The following is a 24,084-nucleotide window of genomic DNA, read 5'->3' as shown; positions in this document are numbered from 1 at the left end:
TATGAGGAAAAAATTTATGTCAGCGACGCGTATGACCAACAGGGTCTCTCATTTGAGCTCCATTCTCAAACACCTCGAAGAAGCTGCCACTCGCAAGGTTATCTTCTTCGCCACTCCCAAATCGGGTGGCTCCTGGACCGATGGTGCGGAGAATACTTGGCCTCTGATGGCAGCATTGGTCGAGGATTCTGGGGGCAATTACAGCGTTTACGATGGTGTTTTTCTGACTGTCGCTTCTCCCCACCGCTACGCGGAAGTCGAGCAAGTGATGGATGCTGCTTTGAAGGCTGATCCCGGTAAGGTGTACTACGCACCTGAACCCATTCCCTTCACGTCCCAGATGAGTGAAGCCGCAGCTGCTGATGTGATGCTGTCGGTACAAATCAAGGAATTTAACCAGGTGTCGCGGGTGCAGTTCTTCAAACTGCTCAGCAACATGAGCGAGCGGCAATTTGCTGAAATGAACGAGTGATCATGGCTCCCTGGCTTTCTTGATGTCGGCCAGGGAGTCATGATCACAGCCGGCAGCTCATCAAAGGTCCAGCTGCATCGGCGCCACCGGAATGCCCACCATTACCACGCCTGGCTTAGCCTCGACAGTAGGCAACTTCTCCGCCCGAACCAGCGTGCTCAATTTCAGTTTTGGGTCGTAGGCCATCAGGTCCGACTCCAACACGTAATCAAATCCATCCCTTGTCCCACAGATCGGTATTTCTGCCGCTTTTATTGCTGCGCGGATACTCTCCAGCTGTTCAGCAGGGCCTGGCTTTTTCTTCCTCGGTGCTACGAATGCGGTGAAGTTGGCGCCCGCTTCTTCAAGAGCCCTGAGCGCCGCGGCTTCGGCAGCAGGGCTAGTCCTTTTAGTTGGAGTTGCATCAGGATCAGGTATGGCTACCGCCACCGGCGTTGGTATGCCTGGATCAGCATCGGTCTGTATGAGCGAAGCGCCCGGCCCTTCCTTTCCTGCAGTTGCATTCACCGTGTGCTCGGCTGTGTCCACGTTCGAGGACTCACTGAGCGCGAAGGCGCCGAACACATCATCCACATCATCGACGTCATCACTCCCTGAGTGCCCAGGTACTATGGTGAGGAAATCTTCCTCCAGTTCCACCTCCTGCCCAGGGCCGAACGAGCTGAGCGACAAGCTCTGCAGGTCCTCTTCTAGCAAGTCGTCATCTGCACCACCACTCATCAGCGGGTCATCATCATCCTGCGCCGCTAGCGATTCAGCGGACATACCGAGTTGCGTTCCTGGATCGTCACTGTGCTCGGACTCACTGCTTGCGGCGCCGACCAGCGCAGATGTTGAGTGTTCGGTTGAGTCGATTGTTGGAGCATTCGGTTGTGGGACGCTCGCGGTATCAGCTGCGGGTTGACTAATCCCTTCATCAGGCCGAGCTTGAGGTGCAGGTGCAGGTGCAGGTGCAGGTGCAGGTGCAGGTGCAGGTGCAGGTGCAGGTGCAGGTGCAGGTGCAGGTGCAGGTGCAGGTGCAGGTGCAGGTGCAGGTGCAGGTGCAGGTGCAGGTGCAGGTGCAGGTGCTGGTTGCGGCTTCGGCTTCTCTTCTTGCTTGCCGGCGATGTTCATCTTCGCGGCGATCTCAGCGCTGAATCCACGGGCAACGATCTCCCGAAGCGCATCTGCTTCAGTGATTCCCAAATTGTGAGTGAACAATGGGCGCTCGATATCCAGCTTTGTACCCATACTGGGTAGTCCACTGAGGCCCGCAAGCTCGGGAGTGGTGGCAACTGGCACTACAATGATGCAAGGTTCCCAGGTAGTCAGGTGAGCTCCCGTTTGTGCGTTGCGCAACGATACCGAGTACATCGGCAAAAACCGGCTCATATCGGCGTGATTATGTCTTGAGTACAGCAGCCCCTTCTCCTGGAGCGTCGTCATCAGGTTGAGGGTCATTCGGTACCGGCCATCACCCTCCTCCAACGACCAACCCATTTTTGCCAAGATGAGAGATCGAAGCTCCTTTTCCCGGATGACGATAAGTCCATCGTGTTTCTGAGCAATTTTCAGCGTGGTATCTTTGGCCTGGTCACCGGTGCCGTTAACTCTGCCGTACTCCGTCATGATCTCGACGAAGCTGTGATAAATGGCGTTGGACTCGTCCTCAGAGATCTCGTGATCACTCAACGTCTCAGTGATGCACGACTCGGCCATGCCGGTCTTCTTGTCCGCGAGGATTAAAAACTCCATGAGGGCTGTCATGCGGTCATCCAAGCTGAGTCCATTGCGGTCAACAGGGAAGTCACTTGGGTGGTGGTAATGAGCGATGACCAGGTTCACGGCTTGTCGATCGCGTGCAGGCAGGGCCCAGTATTCCGGGAAGCGAGCAAGAATTCTCGCACCCAGCGCATCGTGGGAGATGCGGTTGTCATCCTGCGGGGTGAGCGCTCCACCCTCCTCCTGTGTCATAACACTGCCGTCTGGTAGAAGCTCATAGGCCTCCAGCTTACCGATGTCGTGCGCTAGGCCCAGAATGGGGATCAGCGGATCGGTGGCGTCAAACCGGTATTCCTTGTTCTTCAGATCGATGATTTTGAATTTGGGCTTGCCTCGGGCCTTTACATAAACTCCATCGAACACGTAAGCGCCAGCATCCTCCAGTGCGGTGTCTGCCACGGCCAGACAGTGCTCCCAAAGCCGGCGATTACCGTGTCCCCCCTTGCGATGAGATGCGGGGAAGTCCGCATGTGCGGAATAGGTATCCCAAATGGCCCAAAAAAACGCTACATGGGCTGGCCACTTTTTCTCATTGGCAGCAACCCAAGTCAGCACTTTTTTACTGTTGATGGGTAGACGTTTTGACGGTGCCTCGATGCGAGGTAGCGCCGAGGTGGGCATAGGAACCTTGCCGAGCGTAGATCGGGCGCCGTTGAGGATGTTTCCTTTCTTGCCGGCGTATAGCTTGTTCAGTGCTGACAACCTGGTGAACCAGATAAACCAGACGCCGATGAACAGGCCGGAAACAACTCCCAGGATCCAGTGTGAGATGTTGTAGCCCACCAGCGGCCAGCTCTCTAAGAACTCCATCGGAGAACCGCCAAAGGCCCGGGCAGTGAGTAACAGCCACCAGAAACCGAACACGATGGCAGTGGCGCGAATGACCTTGTTGTTGGCGTTCAAAGGAAAGCTCCGCTCTCTTTCTGGATCGTTGGTAACGGCGCTCCGTCAGAGCTGGCTTGTTGGTCCTTAGGTACCGGGGTGCCGTTATTGTCCTTCAAGGTTTGAGAGCACCCTCCGCCCCCTTTAACGAAGCCACTGCACCCCCAGAAAGGCGACTTGCCGGCGTTTCGCAGGTACATGGGTTTGCCGCAGAGGTCGCATGGAAATGACTTTGGCCGCTCAACTGGATCGCCGTCCCGATCGTTCATGGTGTGATTGCACTGTTCTCGATCGACGCAGGCCCAGAAGTGCCCTTTGGCGACTTTGATTTTGCGCATGCCTCCTTGGCATTTCGGGCAGGACACGACATTCCCTTTGGAGTCTCGGGTGTTCGCAGTGGGGTCGAAGTAAAACTCTACCTTCCCGGTGTCGAGCAGCTTCAGGCCGGCCTCGAACTTGGTCGATTTCTTTGGATTGACAAAGCCCTTGAGCCCAAGCACCACCTTGTCGCGGAGCAAAGTTTCGGCTTCCGATACCTTCAACATGCGACTGGCAATCTCTCGCCATATAGAAAAGCCACACTGGCGCTCGCACATGAACGTTCGGGCCTGGATCTCAATTGCACCGCCGCAGGTGGGACAAGGGGCAACCAGCTTCTTGACCTGGACACCTGCATATTTGTTTTTGATGGTGTCGAGGATCCCTGTCGTCAGGTCTGCAAGCTCGGACTTGAATACATCTCGGTTGTATGCGCCCTTTTCCATCTGACGGAGCTTGTGCTCCCATTCCCCGGTGAGGACTGGCGACGTGAGAGCATCGATGCCGTTGTCGACCAGGAAGCGGTAGACAGTCATCCCCTTCGCACTAGGAGCGAAGTACTTCTTCTGCTGGATGAGATAGGGTTCTTTCTTTCGGCCGGCACCGTCCTTGGTGGATTGGAGCGATTCGATCATTGCAGAGCGCGTGACCGGTGTTCCTAGCCCCCGCTCTTTCATCGCCTCACGAAGGTCCTCCTCCTCTACCAGGCGCCCTGCCGTCTCCATCGCGCCCAGCAACGTATCCTCGGTGTACCGTTCTGGAGGCTTGGTTTTGAGCATCTTCAGCTCGATGCCCTGAGGAGTGACTGTTTCACCTTTGACGTACCGTGCGAGCTCCTTCTTGTCGTCGGAATCACCATCTCGATCGGTTGCGTCCTCGACGATCCCTGCCCCGTAAACCACCATCCAACCTGGGGACACAAGCACACGACCAGTCGACCTGAAGATTTCGTCAGCCACCGTGGTAAGCCGGACCGTAACCGAATACTCTGCTGCTGGATGAAACACGGCAAGAAAGCGTTTGACGATCATGTCGTAGATTTTCTGAACGTCCGGCTCAAGGTCCCCAGCTCGCTTTCCGGTTGGAATGATAGCGAAGTGGTCCGACACCTTCGTCGAGTCGAAAATCTTCTTGTTGGGCCGGACCCAACCTTCATCGAGCACGCGCTGCGCGTGATCTTCATATGGGGTACCACCAAACATCCCCATGACCTTTTTCGTGTCGCTAATAGCGTCATCGGGTAGGTAAGCAGAGTCAGTTCGCGGGTAGGTGGTGAGGCTGAGCTCCAGGTAAAGCTTCTGGGCAATCTCCAGTGTGTAAGCTGCAGAAAACCCAAGCTTGCGGTTGGCCTCACGCTGTAGCGAGGTGAGGTCGTACAGCTTCCCGGGGCCTGTCTGGGCTGGCTTGACCTCATCCACAACACTGCTCGGAGCTACCCCAGAGCACTTGCTGATCAGCGCATCGGCCTTTGCTCGATCCATGACCCGGTGCTGGGAGCCGCCTTTGGCCTCGGACGTCTGTGGTGCCAACCACTTACCGGTGTATTTTCCAGCCGCAACCCCAAAGCTCCCATGGACCTCCCAATAGGGAACCGGCCGGAAGGTCAAAATAGCCAGCTCCAGAGCACAAACCAAGGACAGCGTCGGGGTTTGCACGCGGCCAAGCGGGAATATCTCGGCTTTTGCGGTCTCTCGCTCATAGAGGCGAGAGATGCCCCGACTCGCGTTGATGCCGACAATGAAGTCGCCTTCGCTTCTGATCTCAGCTGCCATGGCGAGGTTGTCGAATTCTGCGCCTGGCTGCATGTTCTTGTATGCCTGCCGGATGGCGTCATCGACCATCGATCTCATCCACATCCGGAGCATTGGCTTGGTGCATCCAGCCATTTTGTATATGAGCCGAAAAATCAACTCGCCTTCCCGTCCTGCGTCGCATGCGTTCGCAACAGCGGTGACGTCCGGGCGGCGCATCAGGCGTTGCAGTACGTTGTAGAACTTCGCTTTCGGCTCGATCACCCTGAGGTCGAATTGATCTGGGATTACAGGCAAATTGCCGATGTCCCGCCCGGCCTTGGCCATTTCCTCGGAGTGGATTTCAACCAGGTGGCCGGCCGCGGGGGCGAGAATTGCATTCTCGCTCTCAAGCCATGTTTCCACTTTACTGAAGCCTCCGACCGCTTGCGCGATAGAGACCGCTACGGTTGCTTTTTCAGTGATGATCAGTGTCTTGCCCATCGCGGACTAGCCTTCTAATGCAGAATTACATTTCTCGTGCAGTAGCCGGCATGACTGGACAGCTGCTGCGCGAGAAACAAAAAAGCCACCGACTCCAGTGCTGGATCTCGATGGCTTCGCGAAACGAGGAGAAGCAGCCGCGGCCTATGCGCCCTGCTGCTCATCTGGGGTTGCAGGCTTGCTCGCCGAGCCGGAACCAAAGGCCGAGGCGAACATTGCGCTGCGCTCGGAATCAGGTTTCGGCTGAGGCGCCTGGGTGCCGTGGCCCTTGAAAAGTTCTGCGGCCCAGCCAGGTACGATCTTGATGTGGCCCGAGTCCGGGGTCACTGGGCCAGGCATGTCTTTGGCTTGAATGAAGGGCAACTTGGACACCGCGGCGACCCCGGTTTGCTCGTCCGGCAGGGAAATGGCCTTGACGTCCATTCGGAATTCGCCGTTGACGATGATGGGCATTCCGCGGGCGAGTTTCTCGGACAGTGGTTGCAGGTTACGGCCATACCACCGAACAGGGATGCAGGCATCGGTGTCTTTCGATTGCCGAATTAGCACGACCAGGCGGTCGTTGATCGGCGTGCCGTCTACTGGGTGTTTACGGTTGCGCTCCAGTGACTTTGCCTGAATGAAGCCAGCGATACGGATCTGGTTCGAGGCGTTCTTGTTGAGCTCCATCGCTTTCCAATCGAACGAATCGCGACGGTCTTCAGTGCCGGAGCCGGGCTGTTTCTCCAGCTGTGCTACAGAATCCGGGGTGCCGGAGTCCTTTGCGGCGGCATGCACAACAGCATCCCATTTCCGCATGAAGTCGTCTCGAAAACGCCCACCGAGGTGCATCAGGTTTGGGGCTTCGAAACGGATGCTCTTCACCCGGGCGATACGGTCATCCCCCTGCATGGCGCCGTCGGTGTGCACGAATGCCATGATGAGGTCCCACTCCTTGATGTCCTTAGGAATAGGCGACTTTTTGGGATCGTAGTGGACAGGGAGCATGTGGTTTTCCGACCGGGTCTGCTGGATGTAGCAGATTCCGTTGACCGGATCATTCAACCGCAGGACGCCGGCAATGTAGCCAGAGTTGAGCATCCCGTTTGGATACGAATAGGAGTCAGGCTTCCGCTTTGCGTCCTGGGGCAGCATTGAGTACCTCGATACGTTGAATGGCTTGGTTTTCTAAAGAATACGCAACACGTACCAATAATACAAGGTGAATCAGATTGCACTCATGGCGCCCGCCGCGGTCAGAGAGCTACGGTCATGGGGGAGAAATCGAGCCAAAAAGTCTCTTTTTCCACCGGAACAAGAGATTTGAATCTTGTTATTAACTGTGTAGAATCTTTTTTCAATTTATACTGGATTTCTCTGCTTTATTTGTTTAGAGAGCGTCCTGAATCGTGTTAGACGCCGCGACCAAACTGGAGCCGCACAATGCCCAAAGCTAGCGACAAGACCGCAAATGAATCGACAGGACGGCGGTCTGCGCCCGCCAAAGCACCGGCAAAGCCACCTGCTAATGCTGCGGCGAAGCCGGTAGCTAAAAAATCTGCTGCAAAAACGCAAGCCAATCAATCTGCCGCTGCGCCTACGAGAGCTCGTGCATCTGCAAAGGCCAAAACAGCAGCACCAGAAGATAAGGCAGTTGCAGCCATCAAGACTCGGAACACTATGCCAGGCTCCCGCCTCGTCAAGATGATCAAGAAGGTTATCGTTGATCGTGGGCTACCTGATCGTGAAATTGCAGATGTCATGGGTATCACGGTCATATACTGGAACTCCCTGGCTAACGGGAATCGGCAGATACGATCGCTCGGTAAGGAAAAGCTGCAACTGGTAGCTGACTTCCTTGGCCTCCCCCTCATTCAGGTTTACAACCTGGCTGATTTCTTCACGCCAGAGGATTTTGTTTACAAGAAAGATCTTGATGAGCAACTCTGGCTGTCAATTGAGAAGATGGGTAGCGATCCTACCTGGGCTGGTTACATCCCGAAGAAGGAAGAATGGGAGCAAACCCCTCTCTCTGTTCGCATGACCATGGTGTTGCTCTATGAGCAGCTCTCTGGACGCCAGTTGTTGGCTAAGGCAGAAATTGAGCTACCTGGTATTCAAGCCCCACCTTCTGCATAAATTCCAGAAATAAAGAAACCCCGGTCATTGACCGGGGTTTTTTGTAGGTTAGAAAATGAACGTAGCCGCTGGTGGCTGCGACGTTGTTTCTGATGGTTCGGCCTTTTCCGGCTCTACCATGGGTTTTTCAGGTGCAGTCTCAAAGAAACGATTCTCTTCTGTTTTGCGGGCAGCTGGAAGTGGCGGGACCACAGAGACTTCAGGAACGATAGTAACCTCATTTTGATCTGCCTCAGACGGAGTACCTTCAGATGTTGATGTACTGAAGAAAACGTTTGTTTCAGAATGTGGTGGCGCTAAATCGGCAGTTTCTACAGTCAACGGATCAAACTCGGTGGCGTGTTCTCCAAGGATTTTTTCAGGATCCATGCAGAATGACAGCAAGCTAGATACTTGAATGTATGCAACTCCTTCAATGCTAGGACCGGTAGGTACAGCAGACAAAACCGACGCGCACATTTTCTCCAAGTTGGAAAATTTACTTGAAAGCACGCTCATGGCTTCAGCCTTGTCCTGAACCCGACGGATCAGCCCCAAGATTCTTGAAGTGGTTTTACCGTTGCCCTTACGAGTCCAAGAGCGATTTACGTCCTCGGCAATCTCTAAAGCTGCCTGCCCGACTAACCCTTTGACCTCCTTTTGAAGCGCATCGCCTTCACCAAAGTAGCTGGTGTTACTGATGCGAATAGCCGAAGTGTCGAAAGTTAGCAGTCTCTCCAGTACAGAGACCTGTGGAGCATGCTGACGGATCAAGTCCGCACGAGATTTGCCGCCTTGCGTTGCAACAGAGTTAGCTGGAGACTCAGCCCAATCCTCCACAAGTTTTGGAAGAGCCTTGAGGAAAGTTGCTTTCTCCGCTAGATACTTTTCTTTGATCGCGTTGAGAACCTTTGCAAGCTCTTGGGCGTGTTGAGTAGGAACGAAGTATCCGCGAATTCGGTTGTTTACTTTTCGTGAGACCCCTACTTTCAGGATCTCCCGCTTTGCCTCCGATCGGTACTTGTTCACCCAAGCGAAGGACCCTGATGGCAGCATACGTCCAACCTCACGAATGAAATCGTCCCCATCAACTGTCTTCTCACCGGTGCTACCTCCAATGATGTAGTCAAAAAGCACCACGTCCTGAAGGATGCTGATGCCCAAGTCATCGGTTTGATTGGTCGTGCTCATGGTGGCTCTCCTGAAATTGAAAGAACGGGTCCCTTGCGAAAGACCCAGTGACAGGAGATGCCTCACAGGCACCCATAAACGAAAAAACCCCGGCGAGCCGGGGTTTAGTGGAGCGTTAGACAGTTCCGACAACGGTGGACCAAGCCGCCAAGATCGACGCAGCCTCATCATGTTGAGCGAAGTCAAGAACAGTCACTCGGAGTGCCATTTTCTGGCTTTCTTCAGTGGTTTTCCCCATTTGCATGAGCAGCCTGTAGTTCATGGCCCAATTCAGTACATTCCGAGTGGTGATCGTGAAGTTAAAGGCCATACCGCCGGCGCCGGCATCCTCCGTGAGCGCAATAAAGTTGGCTCTGATCTTGCTGGCCAGGGTAGCCATCGCATTCGCGATTACCTCTGGGGTGCCAGTTTGCTCAACAATGAGTTTGGCCTCGCGGCTTTCCTCCATGTAGGTGCAGTACATGACGTTGAAGCGGTCCATTGTGGCGATGTTCATCCTCTTGGTGCCCCTGTAACCGGAAGCGCTGCCCCCTTTCCCGCCGGCTGACCCGTTGCCATTCGTATTGCCGGTTGCCGCGATCAAGCAGCCCGGAGAGATCTGAATCACCTCACCAGTCTGATCGAGGACAATTGGCTTCCCGTCAAGGATGCCGTTGAGACCCATTTGAATCTGCGGCGGCAGCTGATCGAACTCATCCAGGAGCAGGATGGAATTCGGAGTTTTAGCCCATTTACACACTTTTCCGTAGATCCATTTCATACCCTCAGGCCCGCACAATTTCCAGCTCCCAAAGAGGTCAGAGATCGTCGTTTCTTCGGAACACTGGACGGTGAAGACCGATCTGCCCGTACGGGATGCAAAGGCCTCCACCAACGTGGTTTTACCGGCGCCGGTTGGTCCATAGATATAGGTCGCTTTCTTGATGGAAGCCTTGAAAAAGTCCTGTGGAAGCCCTGCTGAAGCGGCCCAGAGGATCAACCGCGTGAGCAGTTCTTCGTCGAAGCTGTAAGGAACGACTTTTGGCGTGAAGGGGGTCTTAGCAAAGATTTTGGTTTGCATACCATCAAAAAATGGTGCTGTTGTACCGAAAACCTGTGGTGCTAAACGAACCTCTATCGGATTGAGGGTGTCGATTACAGCGTTGAGTTGTGGGTCATTGATGGAGTGAAAAGCAGTCATGGTCGAATCCCCAGTAGGCAATGGATGGCCTCTTGCGAAGGCCTGGTACAGAGGGATGCCTAACACGCTAGTAGAAGCATAAAAAAACCGGACTCCAAGGAGTCCGGCTGGTCTTTCGTTTAGGCTCTATACAATCCCTGCTTCAGTGCTGCAAAGACAGCTGTCGCAAGGTCGGTATCAGATTTTGCTACCCCGCAGGCCATGCCTGCATCCAGATAGCGTTTAACATGATCATCACCGATCAGGACGAAGCGTACCTCGATCCCCATCAATGCAGCCTCCTCAACGGCGGAGCGCAGCACGTCGCTGTTCCCAGGATCCCCATCAGTGACCACAATCAGGATTCGTCGAGCTTCCGGTCGATCGATGAGTTTCTTGAGCGCCCAAACCACTGCAAGGTGGGTTTTCGTTCCACTTTTGGGAATTGGCTTGTACCGCTGCAACGTGCCGGCCCAGCTTTCTTCAAATGCGTGCCATTCCCGTACCACCGTGTTGTACGTAGCAATTCCAAAAGGGATGGACGAATTGTTCAACACCTCACCAACTGCAACCGAAACACGGTTGCAAGCTTCCTGTGCAGTTATCCTATTGTCGCTCTCATTCTTTTCAGGGATCGAGCCGAACTTATTACCCATGGATGAACTTTCGTCACCTAACAGGTAAAAACAAGTGTCAATCTCCTCTGCCAACTTTCTTTTAGTGAATATTAAATCATCACCTACAGCGGTTCGCCATAGTTTCCGGGTGTTGAGTCGCCCTTCACTTGCAGCCCATACCTCGTTTTGTGTGATTGTTTCAATGAGATCTTCAAAAGTTACTGACAGCATCGCAGCAGTCTTCTGAGCGCCAGCCCGAAGAAGGCTTCGATTTTCAAATGAGCCTCCAGCCTTTGAAAGACTCAATTCCTGCATCTCGTTTGAAGCATCTGGTTGATAGCCCCCCGACCGATTCTGGCCGACTCCAGGCAGACTAGAGCAGATGACATCTTCCAAGCCTTTTGCATAGCTTCCACAATCACTCTGACTCGCGTTAAGTACATGATTGATTGCGTCGGAGATATCTCCAGCTTTGGACGGTTGTCCATTACTACCTGATTTTGCTGGTGAGCCGGGTTCTCCTTGTGGTTCGGACTGGTTATCAGATCCTGGTTGCGGTGCACTCTGTTGTTGGTCCTTCGTTAATTTGAGCAGCTCGACAATTTCGTTAGCGGCATTATCCGCACCCTGAGTATCTGGTGCATTGCAGCCCTTTATAGCAATTGCCTTTACTTGCTCAACCAGAGGCGCACCGAATGTTGCAACAGCCAGGGCGCGATACTCAATAGCGAAATCCTTTAGGCAGGTTTGCTCAAGAAGCTCACTACGAAGCTCAGTGACCAACCAGGAGACCAAAATGGACTGAGGTGTTTCCTGACCTGCGACTGGGCCATGAAAAGTCCCTCTTTTCACCAGGATTTTTAAGGTGTTGTGTATGTTGTTGTTGGCTCCACGGAATCGCGGCTTTGCCAACAGCTCGCCGCGTGGATCTTCCAGGACGTTCTGCAACGTTCCAGAGATATCCGGTTTCATCACAACGGAGAAGTCGGTGTGAAGGCCATGGCACAGGATTTCATGATCGAGTAGACCTTGGATAAGTTCTAGATCTTCATCAGTGCCCATGGCTGCGGTCAACGGCAAGGTAAGGAGCAACCCACCAGCTGCCTTATGATCCGGGCCAATTGAAGCAGTTGTGATATTCGCCCAGATGACACGTACCCGCCGACCCAGCTTGTTCGCTTCCGCGATCAGCAGATGGGTGTAGAGGTAAATGTGACGCATCGAGACGTTGGACGTTGCAGGAAGCTGCGCTTGAACGAGAGTCATGGATTTCCCCTTTTTCGAATGACGGCATCGGCTATGCCTACGCCTTACAGAGGGGAATGCTCGACACGTGACTAGAAGATCAATCTTCGGCTAAGGAAATTCTGAAAAAGACTTCCTGATTTGGCAAAATCTCCGGATACCAGTCGCCGAGCTTCTCGATGATGAAACAGATGTCCTTCGCCGACGCCGAGTACGCCGGCAAGCGCAAGCAGACACGCAAGGAGTTGTTCCTGATCGAGATGGATCAGGTGGTGCCCTGGAAGGGTTTGATTGCGCTGATTGAGCCGCATTACCCAAAGGGTGAAGGTGGTCGTCCGGCCTACCCATTGATGGCGATGCTGCGTGTACATCTGATGCAGAACTGGTTCGGCTACAGCGACCCGGCGATGGAAGAGGCTTTGTATGAGACGACCATTCTGCGTCAGTTTTCTGGTCTGAGTCTTGAGCGAATCCCTGACGAAACCACCATTCTCAATTTCCGCCGCCTGCTGGAAAAACACGAGCTGGCGACCGGAATTCTCGGCGTCATCAATGGCTATCTGGGCGACCGTGGCCTGTCGTTGCGTCAGGGCACCATCGTCGATGCCACCCTAATTCATGCCCCCAGTTCGACCAAGAACAAGGACGGCAAGCGCGATCCCGAGATGCACCAGACGAAGAAGGGAAACCAATATTACTTTGGTGCCAAAGCCCATATCGGGGTCGATGATGAATCTGGCCTGGTGCACAGCGTGGTGGTCACGGCGGCCAATGTTGCGGACGTCACGCAGGCCGGCAAACTGCTGCACGGTGAGGAAAACGTGGTGTGCGCCGATGCGGGTTATACCGGGGCCGAGAAGCGCGAAGAGCACGCGGGACGCAAGGTCATCTGGCAGATTGCAGCCCGTCGCAGCACTTACAAAAAGCATGGAAAACGCAGTGCACTGTACAAAGCGATACGCAAGATCGAGAAAGCCAAGGCTCAGGTTCGCGCCAAGGTTGAGCACCCGTTTCGGGTGATCAAGCGCCAGTTCGGTTATACGAAGGTGCGCTTCCGAGGCTTGGTGAAGAACACTGCACAGATGGTGACGCTGTTCGCCCTGTCGAACCTGTGGATGGCACGCCGACATTTATTGGCAAACGCAGGAGAGGTGCGCGTGTAATACAGGAAATGGCTGCGGCGCAGTGGCTTGCAGTAGCCGATGGGCCTGAAAGTCGAAGGGGATTGACCAAATTTCGACGGGCGTCGTTTTTTGAAGTGCTGATCGTTCGATAACCGGTAAATATCCGGCTATTTCAGACCATCCCTAATGGCAGCTCGATGCCATGCTTTTGCAACTGTTCGCGAAGTGCGCCCTGGAGGTCCTTCATGAGTGCCAATCCGTCGAGGGTAGGCGCTGCTAGCACTGCTGGCGCCGGCGTCTGTGAATGATGGTCGAAACTCGGCTGTAAGGTCCGGTCTTTGGCTTTGTAGCGGGCCACGTATTCCTCAACGATGTCACGCAAAAGCGCTGACGATGTGAGGCCAGGGTGGGATGATTGCGACATCTCAGCAACGATCGCCTGGAAATCTTCCTCTGTTGTACGACTCACCCTAGTCGACAATGGCTGATCAGCACTCTCACGGCTTGCGAAGTTGATTTTCTCTGCCTGGCCGAGGTAGGGCTCCAAAATCGGTGCCATCAGGTCTCGTACTGCCTCGTCATCCACGTACTGGAAGCATTGGATCTTGACGGTGCGACTCAAGAAGCCAACGAGAATGGGAGAGCTCTCCACGGCCTGAAGCAGGCGCAGCTCCGCAACAGCGTCATTAGCATACTTCCAGATGGTAGGCAGACTGATTACATACATGCGGCCGACGTCGCGGGCTATGTCCCCGGAGAGCAGTCGCTGGTAAATCGCTACCTTGACAGCGAGCGGTGTTGATTTCGCGGCCAATTTGTCACCCCCTATCCTATTGCTGACCCGGAATGAGGCCCGCTTTTACTGCACCAGACGTTATGTCACTGTTGCTGAGCCGCAAGCCCCAGAACAGGGCACGCGTTGCACCAGACTGCGTTTCACCATCTTGGCTCAGATCACCATAGCCGCGACTTTCTGCATCCATTTCCGCCAGCACAAACCCGTCATTGCACTCCGTCAACAACCGCAAGCGAGATGAGGCTGATTGTTTGATGGGGTTGGGAAGATACATGATGAAGTAGCCTCGGCCACCTTTACGAGCCACTCGGCCGCGAAGCTGGTGCAACTGTGCGACGCCGAAGTGCTCCGGGTTAACTGCAATCAGCAGGGTCAGGCCCGGAAAGGTTACCCCTACCTCAATCACCGTTGAGGCGACTAACAGTTTGATCTGCTTGGCTTTCATCCTGTCTATGATGTCAGCTTTGGCTGTCTCTGGCAGCCCACCATGAATCATCGCGGCATCGTCACCAAGGATTTTCCTGAATCGTTCGTAGGCGTTCTCCACAGCGTTGCGAGTGTCAGCCTCACCATTGACGACTGGGTAGATGAATGCGACCTGCCCACCTTGCTTGATGATCTGCATCACCAGTTCATGCAGCTTCTGCCTGGCGTTGTGGGTGATGATCCTGGTGACGATTTCCCTCGGTACCGGCGTAGTTCTCAGGATTGAGATCGGAAGCCCACCGAGCTTAACCAGCGCGACAGTTCGGGGAATCGCGGTTGCAGTTGCTTCAAGGTAGTTGGTGTGGGCCGCGATGAGTTGACTCCGCTGGGCCACAGAGAAGCGTTGTTGCTCGTCAGCGATGACCAGGTCGAAGACTATCCCTGCCTTTTTGGCGGCTGAAAGAACTGCAGTTGTGCCTACCACGATTCCGGCAGTCAGGTCAATGTGGGCCTTTCCAATCGGACCAACAACAGTGACAACCGGGATCTCGTAAAAGAGGCTGCTCAACTCGGCCGCCAGTTGCTGCGCCAAGATTTGTCCGGGCGCGATAATCGCAACCTTTGCCCCCGCGAGGTAGCTTGCCGCAGCTGGAACCATGAAAGTGAATGACTTGCCCGTGCTGACATCGCCCGACAGGATGCGCTGCATCGGATATGGCGACCTGAGGTCTGACACGATCTCGTCGATGGCTTGAAGCTGATCGGCGGACGGAGAGAAAGGAGCACGCTTGATTAGGTCAGCAACTTGGGCTCGGTCGATTCGCAGGAGGGCACCTTTGACTGCTGGTCGGTTGCGATGTGCCTCAACGCGATTAACAAGCGCCTGTATGCATACGGCCTTGGCAATCCTCACCGCCTCCTCTCCCTCCCGCACTGACAGAGGGGTGTGCAGGTTACGCAGCAAATCAGCAGGGTCGACAAGGCCTGTCAGCTTCCGAAAGTCATCTTCGTGCATGAGTGCCTGTTCTAGAAGTAGGCAGGCTGCCTCGTTGATGTGTGCCATAGCCGCAGTGATAGCTTCACCAAGAACCTCAGCACTCACCTGATTCTGCTTTCCCTGGTAGACGGGCATCACACGTCCAATCATCGAAGAGGGTATGACCATTGGGTTGGACATTGAGAGTCGGCCCTCATAGGTGACCACCTCGCCGTAGGTGTGCACAGTGGCGCCAAATTCGTACCCCATCCAAGGTTCGATCGAAGGCTTACCAATCAAGTTGATGTGCAAGCGCTGACCCCGCCCGTCGACCAATTTGACGAATCCGCGGAACGCCCCCTTGACCTCATGCAGAGCAGCGCCGGCACGGTCATAGATAACTCGCTCGATCAAGGTCAGCGACATGTACGAGGCAAGCCCAGTGTCGGGCAGGGGGAGCACCTCAATGGGGTCATGAAAATCCCTGTATTCCTTCGGCACCGTCAAAAGGCACTCGGGCAGCGATGTGAATCCCAGGCGTGTGAGTCGGCCTATGTCATGCATAATCAGATTTCATGAGCTTATGATCGAATATGGATAGTCACGCGTAACTATAACCCATGAGTATCAAAAAGCGCTCCCCTAGGTCCAGGATAGGCACAAAAAAGCCCTAGACGATGGATGTCGTGTAGGTTCACAGAAAAGCTGCACGCTTTCACAAATAGATGACCGGCTGGGCCCAAATCTTGGTCTCCGCCGGTCACCATCAAGCCCGCATTAGCGGGTTTTTTTTTCTTCCGATTCCTGTGGGCACCCTGCCCCCAACGGCTGGTCGGAGGCTGACCGCCTGCGTATGGATTGTGGAGGGGGATCAGGCCGAAGGGCTCGGTGGATAAATCTGGATGGGAGTAGCGAATCCAGCAAGTTTTAATAATGCGGCGAAATCTAACAAGCAGTTTATTAAATCTACTTGTATTGATTTAATACGGATAACAGGAAACTGTAAGAAACACCAATCTGGCTAGTTGGATTAAATGTAGATTTCAATGGAGTGTTGGAATAAGATCTATGACCGCATTTTTTAGCTTCCAGATTGGATGTATAGGCCAATCAGACAGTTGAAGCAAAAATCTAAGATCAAATCGAAACTGCTGGTGCGGTGAAAAGCGTCTTGCTTAGAAAGAAAGAGATCAAGGCGATCTCTGTAAATTCTGATTAGTCATTAAATCGGACCATTCCAGCAGAAAATGGAGGCCCAGATGTAGAAAAACGCGACCAAAACCGAGAGGTTCTGACCGCGCTTAGCGAAGCGGACTTGCGACGTGAGAAACCGCAATGTCTGCTTTTTCGAAGCCCCTGTCAATCCTCTCCCATCTTTTCGACCTTAGCGAGGCCACTCGACGGCACAGTGTTGCCTGTCGAAAGGCCTCCCTCAGTCTGCCCTGCGCCTCTGCTTTTTGGCGCAGAGGCGGCGCTCGTTTCGAGATTTCTGGAGGTATTTCATGACGGTGAGAAAGGTAGTCACACGTCGGTCTAACCACTACCGCGGGTATTTTCCATCGCTAAAAAATCAAAAGCCTGTGCCCTGGGAATCCCAGCTGGAGGGTGCTTTTTTTCGGCTTCTTGAGCTGTCGCCTGCGGTCATCAGCTACGTCGTTCAGCCTAGTGAGGAGCGTGTTCCCTCAGCTCAGGGGTATTTCAAATACTACCCCGACGTACGAGTTTTCCTCTCAGATGGGCGGGACTGGTGGTTTGAGGTGAAGTCGGAAGAACGCCTAAACATAGCCAGAGTCAGAGATCGGCTGGAAACAGCTGAACGCCATTTCATATCTACCGGCCGTAACTTTTCGGTAGTCACTGACAAGCTGATTGAAGAAGAGCCCCTTGCTAGCAACCTTCGTCGATTGATGTCTCACCGGCGAGGTCCAGTGCTATCGGGTGAGAAGCTTGAGGAGGTGCTCACTGTCCTCAATGACCAGGTCCCCAAGAATGTTTCCGATCTCTTGTTGGCTGTAGGTGAGAGGCCGGGTTGGCGTCTTCTTGGGTTGGGTATTGTGGGTATCGAACTCAATAAGCCTCTCGACACTGACTCCCCGATCTTCCTACAGGGAGGGCACCGTCATGCAGACCTTTTCCCTTAAGGTGAAATTGGTCGTCATTGTGCGTGGCGTCCTGATGGTCCTTGAGAAGAGGCTCATCGACCGGAGACTGCTCTTTTTCGATGAGCTCGGCGAACCCACGAAGCTGTCCGAGAAAGAGTTTTATCAGGGCTATGAAAGGCGTGAGATTGAGGTCACTGCTGATCAGCCTTACCTCGGGAGGGTTCCGTATGTCCGGAACATCCCTCCAGATATTTCGTGTTTCCCCAAAAAGCACGGAGATGAGGCATTGCGTCGACGCAAGTATCTGGATGCCCTTACTGGGCGTGGCCAACACAAGCTGCCGAGTGAAGAAGATATGTTCGAAGAGCTCAGGAAAATCGCCAAGAAAATTGGAGATGCTTGTGCACCCTCGATATCAACCATTCGCCGATGGGCGTCAAAATACATAAGTGACAATGTCATAAAGCTCATCCCTCAGCATGCCCTTAAGGGGCGAGCTCCCTCGATACAAGGAGAGCTGGAGGCGATACTCGGGGATGTGATCGCAGAGCATTACCTTAAGCCGACGCTTCCTACTGCCAGCAAGGTCATAGCTGAGTTCCAAGATCGAGTGAAGCAGAAAAACCTGTCTCGATTGCCTTCCGATCAGCTAAAGATGCCATGTGGAATGACCGTCCGAAGGTACCTCGCACGGCTGGATCCATATCTGGTTGATGAGGCCAGGTTAGGGAAACACGCCGCCAAGCAAAAACACCGTACGGCCATAGGTATGCTGCGCGTTCATGAGATCTTGGAGCGGTGGGAGATTGATCACACTCAACTAGACATACAGCTGGTGGATGAAACCACGGGACTCTGTATCGGACGCCCCTACCTGACGATTGTCATGGACCGATTCTCCCGGATGGTGATGGGCTATCTGCTTCACCTCTCGGCGCCGAACACAGAGACCGTTCTTCGGGTCATCGAGCGCGCTATTCGTCCCAAAGCCGAGCTGCTCACGCGCTTTCCTAAGGTGCGGAATGAATGGTGGGCCCGAGGCTTACCGACACGAATCGTTCCGGACAACGCAGCTGAATTTCACGCTGGTGATCTCATCATGGGGTTCAACGAACTGGGTATTGAGATTATGTACCCCGCTTCCAGGGCTCCTCAGAAGAAAGGTGCGGTAGAACGTTTTTTCAGTACCCAGAACCTGGGGCTGATTCATAACCTACCTGGGACCACCTTCTCGAATATTCAACAACGTGGTGACTACGACTCAGAGAAGAATGCTTGCTTCACTCTGCCCCAACTGGAAGCGGTGCTGGTGAAATGGATCGTGGATGGTTATCACCAAACGCCGCACCGGGGACTAGCGATGCTGACTCCTGCCCAGGTCTGGGCGACCAGCGAGGCGAATCACGTCATCTCTCTCCCCGTCGACCTAGATTCGTTGGAATGCATCTTGGCCAAGCGCAGCTCGGTGAAGGTTCACCATTACGGAGTCGAGGTTGGAAAGTTGTTCTATCACTCCACGGAGCTCGCGGAACTGCGCATGCGTCTGGCAGAGGGTGAGAAGGTTAACGTTCGTTATCGCGATGAGGCCGGACACGTTTGGGTGCACGATCGCTTCAGAAACTTGTTCTTTCAAGTACCAGCGAAAGACGAGCGCATGGTTGGCAAGAGCCGGGAGCTGTGGAGGGTTGCAGAAAAAGCGCTGCGGGAGAAATACGGTGAGCAACCCAGCTTCGAAGCTACTCACCAGTGCTATCAGGAAATCATGGAGGATGTCGAAGAGGCTCGCCTTTCGCAGAAGCTCAGGCAGAGACGCGAAGCTGCCCGAGCCAAAATTGATAAAGAAGGCCGCAAGAGCGAGATCGGGCCTCCTCCTAAAGTACTCGGCGAAATGGAATGGGCCGACGATTCCATTGATCACATACCACCCGCTGCTGCTTTCAAAGTTTCGGTTCGTTCGCCTGCAGGGAGTAACAAACCATGAATGTCTCTGAGTCGCCAAAACTCACCTTCTCGCTACGGCACAGGTTTATCCACAGCTCCCAGGCGGTACGAGCGTTGACCCGTCTCAGCGAGGTTCACGCCGATAGTCGGCGTGCCGGGACCAGTAACGGTTTACTGATTCAGGGCCCTAGTGGCGTAGGCAAAAGCACTCTGATCATGGAATACATCCGGTCATTAGAGGATGCCGGCAGCATTGATTCAGAAAAACGGACTGTTTTGTTTGTAGAGATACCTTCGTCGCCCACCAAGAAGAGTCTCGCGGCAGCGATGCTGGCAGCGCTTAAGGATCCATTCGCAACAGCGCGGGGACATTCTGGCGAGGTTAAATTTGCCCGTGTGGTCCTGCTCTTGAAGAATCTCGGTGTGGAGGTGGTAGCGCTCGATGAGGTACAGCATCTGGTCGACTATCACCGACACGGCGCTTATGAGACAGCAGACTGGATCAAGAGCTTGATGAACGATACGAGCATCACGTTCGTTTTGCTTGGTCTGAAGCGTACTGAGCGTTTACTTAAAGCGAACGAGCAACTGCGCCGCAGGTTTTCGGCCACGGTGGATTATGACCGCTTCACCTTGACCGGCAAATCCTCAGTCCAGTTTGTGATGCTTCTTGGGGCGATTCAGGGCGAACTGCCTGTTCCTACGGTGAGTTTCACTGAGCCAACAATGATCAAACGCTTTCACCTGGCCTCCTATGGCTTGATTGATTACCTCATCAAGGTCGTGGATCGAGCCGTCTGGCTGGTCATAAGCCGTGGCTTAGCAGGAATTGAGCTACCCGTGCTCGCTGAGGCGTTCGAGGATGAGGTTTGGAGCAGAGCCACAGAGGAACGTAACCCCTTCAGTGCGAGTTTCAATTTCCAGCCACTGATTGGGATGGACGAGCCGTTCGCGGAAATTGAAAAGGACTAGTGCTAATGACGAGGGCTGGGTGTAGCCCGGCCCTACTCCTCTGATCTTTATGTCTTCAATTTCATGGATGTGTAGGAATGTTTGGTCTTCTAATTAGCCCTCGACCTCATCACGATGAAAGCCTCTCAGGCTATTTGCAACGGCTCGCCCGGGCTAACGGGCTCACCAGTACCGACGCGCTCAGGGCTTTCAAGCAGGCGGATGACTCTGACGTTAAAGAGTGGATCCGCCATTGTGGTACACCGCGGAGTTGGCATGAGGCGGCAGTAGAGCTTCGCTCACCCATAACCAGGCCTTTTAAAATTTGGTCGGTGCGCAGTGTCAGGTTCTGCGCGCAGTGCCTGGCTGAGGGAGGCTACTGGAAGGAAACTTGGGAAATCACTTTGGTCACCTCGTGTACTTCCCACCGAACGGAACTCTTAAACTGCTGCCCACATTGCAGTTCGAAAACCTGTCATAACTCGATGCTCGATAACAGATGCAAAGCATGCGGGTTTTCGCTTTCTAGCCCTGGCGCTGAGGAATGCACACGGTTAGCTAGCGAACCGTGCCAGTGGCTGTCCTCGGCGCTGGAGAATGCGTTCTACTCACCGCCCTTGCCGAATGCTGGCGGACTTTCAGGACTACCTTTCAACGATCTGCATGAGCTTGCGGCGCGTTTAGCTGTTCGGCGCACGCGAGCTCAAACCTTGATGCAACTGAAGGTTCCAGAAATTTCCTCGGTGGGCGTCTCAAGGACGTTGGCAGATGCAGCAGCCAGGATTCTCATGGATTGGCCAATCGCATTCAGGCAGTTGCTCGGCGACCTCAAGCACGCTCACTCCAGTTCCGGAGAGTGGAAAGTGACAAGCGCTTTTGGTCCCATCTATCGAGATATCCATCATAGTTTGAGTGCCCCTTGCTTCAGCTTCGTCCGCGATGAATTTGAGTCTTATCTGCTGGAAGAATGGTCGGCACCGTTGTCGAATCGAAATCGGTACCTCAGCCACCAGACGGTCGAAAATCATCTGTGGGTACCCCTTCAAACTGCGGCTAAGGCGATGGGTTTATCGAGAGCCGCAGTGGTGACTCTCTGCCAGCGCGGGCTCATTGATCACCGAGAGGAAAAGAGAGGTTTGCGGTTACTGAGGGTGGTCCACCTTGGACAGCTTCAAGAGGTGTCTTATCACAGACATGCGGCGGTCACGTTGAACGGGGCTTCTAAGATCCTCGGTCTCAGCATGACGCGCGTCCGCCAACTCCTTTCGGCCGGCCTTCTCGAATTCTTTGGCGAGCACCAGGTGGGTCGCAGCCCATGGTTTGTGTCTAGAGATTCGCTTGATGAGTTGATGCCGGGTGATGTCGACCAGGTAACTGAATCGGGGCTGTTAACGATCAATTTCACTGCCAAGCATTATCTACCCGCAGGCGGAGGTCTCGTTGAATTGCTTCAGGCAATCAAATCCGGCGCCCTACAGGCTTATCGTAGCGATGAGGATGAGTCAGTAGCCTTGGGTCAGTTGTTAGTGAGGTCAACTGATCTCGCACTCTGGATGCAGGAGCGTTTCCGAGAAAGCGATTTTGAATTCTCCGGATTATCGGTTTCCCAAGCAGCAGCGATACTGGGAGTCAAGGAGGAAGTCGCCTACGCGTGTGTCCGCTTGGGGCTGCTTAAAAGTAATCCTGCGAAAATTGGCCGTTGCACCCAGCACCGAGTTACTCCGAAGGCGATTGAAACGTTCAGACAGAGGTACATCCTTGGCCCTGAGATTGCTGCTTACTTGGGGATGTCCCCGAGAGACTCACTCAGGCATCTATGGGACATTCGGTTCAGGCCCATTGCCGGCCCGACTATGGTGAATGCTTCCTGCCGACAATACGTATGGTCCCGAAGCAAGAAATTGGCCGACTACCTTGTGTGGAGGACCGCTCACGGCAGTGACGCACATGATGCACATGCGTCTGTCCAGGCCTAATAGCTCGGGCTCTGAAAAGGGTGTCGATGGATCTATGTGGATAATCCTCAAGTCCCAGTCTGGGACTTGAGCATATTTTCGCAGGGTGGTGGTGGCACGGCCTTGAGAGCTATTTAATGGGTGTCCACTTCTGAAATGGATCTCCAAATGCACAAAGCCTTCGTCACAATTTCAAAGAACACCCTCGCACGTATTCTCAGCGGTGTGGTGCTCCTGTGGATAAACCAAGCGCTACCGAATGCTACTGATCATGCCGTGCCCACTGCGGCAGCGCCTGCCGCTGAGATAAGCACAAACCTGGAGCTCTCTGTGAAGCTCTCTATAAAAATGCATTGACGCTAGAACGATCAGCCGCTGAATTCGATGCGCAAAAAAAGCCCGGTAAGCTGACGCTTACCGGGCTTCTTGTTACATCAGTGAGGCTTGGAAGGTACGTCTTCATCCCCAAGGTCGAGCGTACCTTGCTCACCGGCCCCTTCAGGCGGCTTAGCCTTCCGAACTTCATCTACCTCAAAGCAGAACGCGGTTTTACCAACCTCGTGTGCAAAAAGGCGTTTGCCGTTGCGGAGGGTAATGAAGGGTCTGCAAATCATGGTCATACGGGATCTCCTAATGAGAGAACCCGGAGATACCTGCGGCATCTGCAAATGCCGCTAGTCAAGCAGGTGTTGTAAAGAGATAAAGATGTACGTAGAATCTCTTTCCGAGTGTGGAAACCTGACCTCCGGGTTTGTTTTCTAATTGTGCTTTGGAGTTCTGCAAAAACATCCAGTGCACGGTTCAAAGGGCCTGCCAATGCTGCAAACATTGGTGGGCTTTTTTGTCGACAGAAATAACTATCGGCAATTATAAGTATCTCGTCATATCATTCTGGCGTCAACCCCTCCCCCTATTTTTTCCTTTGATTTTCAGTCTCTTGGCTGAAAAAATCAGGAGCTCTGGCTCAATCGTCAAGAATTGGCTGTTCCTTGTCGCTTCTCAGGCTCACATAGTCAGCCTGCCAGCGTGTCAGATTGAGCGATTGACTGTATGTCAGCGCCTCATCTGAGATCACATCGATTTCAATGAGCTCAATCCACTTCCAACTCTTGTCTTCCCCGGTTCTGCACCGGTTCTGGAAAAGCTCCTCGATAGCTTTTACTGCAGCTTGAGCTGCCTCTTCAGCAATCTCAGGGTCTTCGTCAGTCTTGTAGAGAACCAGGATCGAGAGCTCGTAGAGATCATCTGATCCGTCTCTGGTCCTCTCCATACCTTGATCAACGTCGAAGAATACGGCCGGGATGTGGTTGCCGGAGTCTTTGAAGAGTTTGGCGAGGCGCTCAGCTACCTTGGTGTCTCTCAGGCGGCGATCAAATTCATCTGGAAATGAAGAGCGGCGATACCTTGCAGCCAGCCAGCGCTGGAAGATGCTTCTCTCCTGTCCGCTCATCAAAAAGGTACGAGCCGGCTCATAGGAGATAAAAGCTTTGGACGGCTCTTGGTGTTCCTTGGGGACTCGAACCCGTTTGCTCGCATCGAACTCACAGAGGAGGTGCTGATCTGTTCCAGTCAGCTCCAGGTGCAGCCGCCTGGCGGTTTTACAGTGTGTGTAATTGCCATCAAGCTTCTCAGCCAGGATCCTGCCTAAGATCAGTTCCACTTCCGGCTCGCCTGCAGCTTCCTGTGCAAGGTCACAGTCGTGTGTAGCAACAACGGCGATGACTTCTTCCTGGCCATCGCCGTCGATGATGATGCCGAGCTGGGCGAGTGTATCGCTATCGACAATGTATCCTTGTCGCCACGGGGTAGATCGACTCCAGCTCACCATCAACTGCTA

18 protein-coding genes and 1 pseudogene are annotated in these 24,084 nt (G+C 53.8%); 9 read left to right on the top strand and 10 right to left on the bottom strand.

Annotation, left to right across the window (positions count from 1 at the left end; genetic code table 11):
• Positions 1 to 16: 16 nt before the first annotated feature.
• The gene (locus APH35_RS09205) at positions 17 to 472 is read left to right on the top strand and encodes a hypothetical protein (protein WP_060514619.1); all 456 of its coding nucleotides are present in this window, start codon (positions 17 to 19) and stop codon (positions 470 to 472) included.
• A gap of 60 nt (positions 473 to 532) precedes the next feature.
• On the opposite strand, the gene APH35_RS28790 is transcribed toward APH35_RS09205, so the two are convergent.
• From APH35_RS28790 to APH35_RS09190, 3 genes are all read right to left on the bottom strand, one after another.
• The gene (locus APH35_RS28790; RefSeq protein WP_060514618.1) at positions 533 to 3,136 is read right to left on the bottom strand and encodes a hypothetical protein; all 2,604 of its coding nucleotides are present in this window, start codon (positions 3,134 to 3,136) and stop codon (positions 533 to 535) included.
• Entirely contained in the window at positions 3,133 to 5,667 is a 2,535-nt protein-coding gene (locus APH35_RS09195; protein WP_060514617.1) for a DNA topoisomerase, read from the bottom strand. Before APH35_RS09195 ends, APH35_RS28790 begins: the two co-directional genes overlap by 4 nt.
• 144 nt (positions 5,668 to 5,811) lie before the next feature.
• Positions 5,812 to 6,801, bottom strand: coding sequence for a hypothetical protein (locus APH35_RS09190; RefSeq protein WP_060514616.1), 990 nt, complete (start codon positions 6,799 to 6,801; stop codon positions 5,812 to 5,814).
• Positions 6,802 to 7,089: 288 nt separating this feature from the next.
• Between APH35_RS09190 and APH35_RS09185 the strand changes: the two genes are divergently transcribed.
• Positions 7,090 to 7,785 carry an XRE family transcriptional regulator gene (locus APH35_RS09185; protein ID WP_256213738.1) on the top strand — a complete coding sequence of 232 codons (696 nt, stop codon included), beginning with the start codon at positions 7,090 to 7,092 and terminating at the stop codon, positions 7,783 to 7,785.
• Between the two features lie 48 nt (positions 7,786 to 7,833).
• Here the strand turns inward: APH35_RS09185 and APH35_RS09180 are convergent, their stop codons facing one another.
• The 3 genes from APH35_RS09180 to APH35_RS09170 form a co-directional block, all read right to left on the bottom strand.
• Positions 7,834 to 8,955, bottom strand: coding sequence for a DUF3150 domain-containing protein (locus tag APH35_RS09180; protein ID WP_060514614.1), 1,122 nt, complete (start codon positions 8,953 to 8,955; stop codon positions 7,834 to 7,836).
• A gap of 115 nt (positions 8,956 to 9,070) precedes the next feature.
• Positions 9,071 to 10,135, bottom strand: coding sequence for an AAA family ATPase (locus tag APH35_RS09175; RefSeq protein ID WP_060514613.1), 1,065 nt, complete (start codon positions 10,133 to 10,135; stop codon positions 9,071 to 9,073).
• A gap of 119 nt (positions 10,136 to 10,254) precedes the next feature.
• The gene (locus APH35_RS09170; RefSeq protein ID WP_060514612.1) at positions 10,255 to 11,997 is read right to left on the bottom strand and encodes a VWA domain-containing protein; all 1,743 of its coding nucleotides are present in this window, start codon (positions 11,995 to 11,997) and stop codon (positions 10,255 to 10,257) included.
• Between the two features lie 161 nt (positions 11,998 to 12,158).
• Between APH35_RS09170 and APH35_RS09165 the strand changes: the two genes are divergently transcribed.
• Positions 12,159 to 13,139 (top strand): IS5 family transposase, encoded by a 981-nt coding sequence (locus APH35_RS09165; RefSeq protein WP_060514611.1) that lies wholly within the window; start codon positions 12,159 to 12,161, stop codon positions 13,137 to 13,139.
• Positions 13,140 to 13,272: 133 nt separating this feature from the next.
• Here APH35_RS09165 and APH35_RS09160 read toward each other — a convergent pair whose 3' ends face one another.
• Both APH35_RS09160 and APH35_RS09155 read right to left on the bottom strand, forming a co-directional pair.
• Positions 13,273 to 13,914, bottom strand: a complete 642-nt coding sequence (locus tag APH35_RS09160) for a hypothetical protein (RefSeq protein ID WP_060514610.1) — start codon at positions 13,912 to 13,914, stop codon at positions 13,273 to 13,275.
• Between the two features lie 16 nt (positions 13,915 to 13,930).
• Entirely contained in the window at positions 13,931 to 15,799 is a 1,869-nt protein-coding gene (locus APH35_RS09155; RefSeq protein WP_256213743.1) for a helicase-related protein, read from the bottom strand.
• 1,001 nt (positions 15,800 to 16,800) lie between these two features.
• Here APH35_RS09155 and APH35_RS09150 point away from each other — a divergent pair.
• The 6 genes and pseudogenes from APH35_RS09150 to APH35_RS09130 all read left to right on the top strand — a co-directional run bounded on the left by APH35_RS09150 (position 16,801) and on the right by APH35_RS09130 (position 22,604).
• The gene (locus tag APH35_RS09150; RefSeq protein ID WP_060514608.1) at positions 16,801 to 17,439 is read left to right on the top strand and encodes a TnsA endonuclease N-terminal domain-containing protein; all 639 of its coding nucleotides are present in this window, start codon (positions 16,801 to 16,803) and stop codon (positions 17,437 to 17,439) included.
• Positions 17,420 to 19,381 carry a Mu transposase C-terminal domain-containing protein gene (locus APH35_RS09145; RefSeq protein ID WP_060514607.1) on the top strand — a complete coding sequence of 654 codons (1,962 nt, stop codon included), beginning with the start codon at positions 17,420 to 17,422 and terminating at the stop codon, positions 19,379 to 19,381. Before APH35_RS09150 ends, APH35_RS09145 begins: the two co-directional genes overlap by 20 nt.
• Positions 19,378 to 20,313 carry a TniB family NTP-binding protein gene (locus tag APH35_RS09140; RefSeq protein ID WP_060514606.1) on the top strand — a complete coding sequence of 312 codons (936 nt, stop codon included), beginning with the start codon at positions 19,378 to 19,380 and terminating at the stop codon, positions 20,311 to 20,313. Before APH35_RS09145 ends, APH35_RS09140 begins: the two co-directional genes overlap by 4 nt.
• 77 nt (positions 20,314 to 20,390) lie before the next feature.
• Positions 20,391 to 20,720, top strand: a pseudogene (locus APH35_RS29700) (TniQ family protein); the annotation flags it as partial.
• Positions 20,721 to 21,005: 285 nt separating this feature from the next.
• Positions 21,006 to 22,268: a helix-turn-helix domain-containing protein gene (locus APH35_RS28210; RefSeq protein ID WP_256213737.1), complete on the top strand. Its 1,263-nt coding sequence runs from the start codon at positions 21,006 to 21,008 to the stop codon at positions 22,266 to 22,268.
• Between the two features lie 147 nt (positions 22,269 to 22,415).
• The gene (locus APH35_RS09130; protein ID WP_060514604.1) at positions 22,416 to 22,604 is read left to right on the top strand and encodes a hypothetical protein; all 189 of its coding nucleotides are present in this window, start codon (positions 22,416 to 22,418) and stop codon (positions 22,602 to 22,604) included.
• Between the two features lie 77 nt (positions 22,605 to 22,681).
• On the opposite strand, the gene APH35_RS09125 is transcribed toward APH35_RS09130, so the two are convergent.
• Together APH35_RS09125 and APH35_RS09120 are read right to left on the bottom strand one after the other, a co-directional pair.
• Entirely contained in the window at positions 22,682 to 22,867 is a 186-nt protein-coding gene (locus APH35_RS09125; protein WP_060514603.1) for a hypothetical protein, read from the bottom strand.
• 344 nt (positions 22,868 to 23,211) lie between these two features.
• On the bottom strand, positions 23,212 to 24,075 hold the full coding sequence (locus tag APH35_RS09120) for a hypothetical protein (protein WP_060514602.1): 864 nt from the start codon (positions 24,073 to 24,075) through the stop codon (positions 23,212 to 23,214).
• Positions 24,076 to 24,084 lie beyond the last annotated feature (9 nt).

It is taken from the genome of Pseudomonas sp. NBRC 111132, from assembly GCF_001320565.1.
In the GTDB taxonomy this organism is placed as follows: domain Bacteria; phylum Pseudomonadota; class Gammaproteobacteria; order Pseudomonadales; family Pseudomonadaceae; genus Aquipseudomonas; species Aquipseudomonas putida_P.
The sequence above is the reverse complement of the archived record's forward strand: the minus strand, read 5'-3'. Positions and strand labels throughout refer to the sequence as shown.

What these genes read in the sequence shown, in the direction of transcription:
- APH35_RS09205 (WP_060514619.1), top strand. Translation starts at nt 17, where the DNA reads ATGTCAGCGACGCGTATGACCAACAGGGTCTCTCATTTGAGCTCCATT.
- APH35_RS09195 (WP_060514617.1), bottom strand. Translation starts at nt 5,667, where the DNA reads ATGGGCAAGACACTGATCATCACTGAAAAAGCAACCGTAGCGGTCTCT.
- APH35_RS09190 (WP_060514616.1), bottom strand. Translation starts at nt 6,801, where the DNA reads ATGCTGCCCCAGGACGCAAAGCGGAAGCCTGACTCCTATTCGTATCCA.
- APH35_RS09185 (WP_256213738.1), top strand. Translation starts at nt 7,090, where the DNA reads ATGCCCAAAGCTAGCGACAAGACCGCAAATGAATCGACAGGACGGCGG.
- APH35_RS09180 (WP_060514614.1), bottom strand. Translation starts at nt 8,955, where the DNA reads ATGAGCACGACCAATCAAACCGATGACTTGGGCATCAGCATCCTTCAG.
- APH35_RS09175 (WP_060514613.1), bottom strand. Translation starts at nt 10,135, where the DNA reads ATGACTGCTTTTCACTCCATCAATGACCCACAACTCAACGCTGTAATC.
- APH35_RS09170 (WP_060514612.1), bottom strand. Translation starts at nt 11,997, where the DNA reads ATGACTCTCGTTCAAGCGCAGCTTCCTGCAACGTCCAACGTCTCGATG.
- APH35_RS09165 (WP_060514611.1), top strand. Translation starts at nt 12,159, where the DNA reads ATGAAACAGATGTCCTTCGCCGACGCCGAGTACGCCGGCAAGCGCAAG.
- APH35_RS09150 (WP_060514608.1), top strand. Translation starts at nt 16,801, where the DNA reads ATGACGGTGAGAAAGGTAGTCACACGTCGGTCTAACCACTACCGCGGG.
- APH35_RS09145 (WP_060514607.1), top strand. Translation starts at nt 17,420, where the DNA reads ATGCAGACCTTTTCCCTTAAGGTGAAATTGGTCGTCATTGTGCGTGGC.
- APH35_RS09140 (WP_060514606.1), top strand. Translation starts at nt 19,378, where the DNA reads ATGAATGTCTCTGAGTCGCCAAAACTCACCTTCTCGCTACGGCACAGG.
- APH35_RS28210 (WP_256213737.1), top strand. Translation starts at nt 21,006, where the DNA reads ATGCAACTGAAGGTTCCAGAAATTTCCTCGGTGGGCGTCTCAAGGACG.
- APH35_RS09130 (WP_060514604.1), top strand. Translation starts at nt 22,416, where the DNA reads ATGCACAAAGCCTTCGTCACAATTTCAAAGAACACCCTCGCACGTATT.
- APH35_RS09125 (WP_060514603.1), bottom strand. Translation starts at nt 22,867, where the DNA reads ATGACCATGATTTGCAGACCCTTCATTACCCTCCGCAACGGCAAACGC.
- APH35_RS09120 (WP_060514602.1), bottom strand. Translation starts at nt 24,075, where the DNA reads ATGGTGAGCTGGAGTCGATCTACCCCGTGGCGACAAGGATACATTGTC.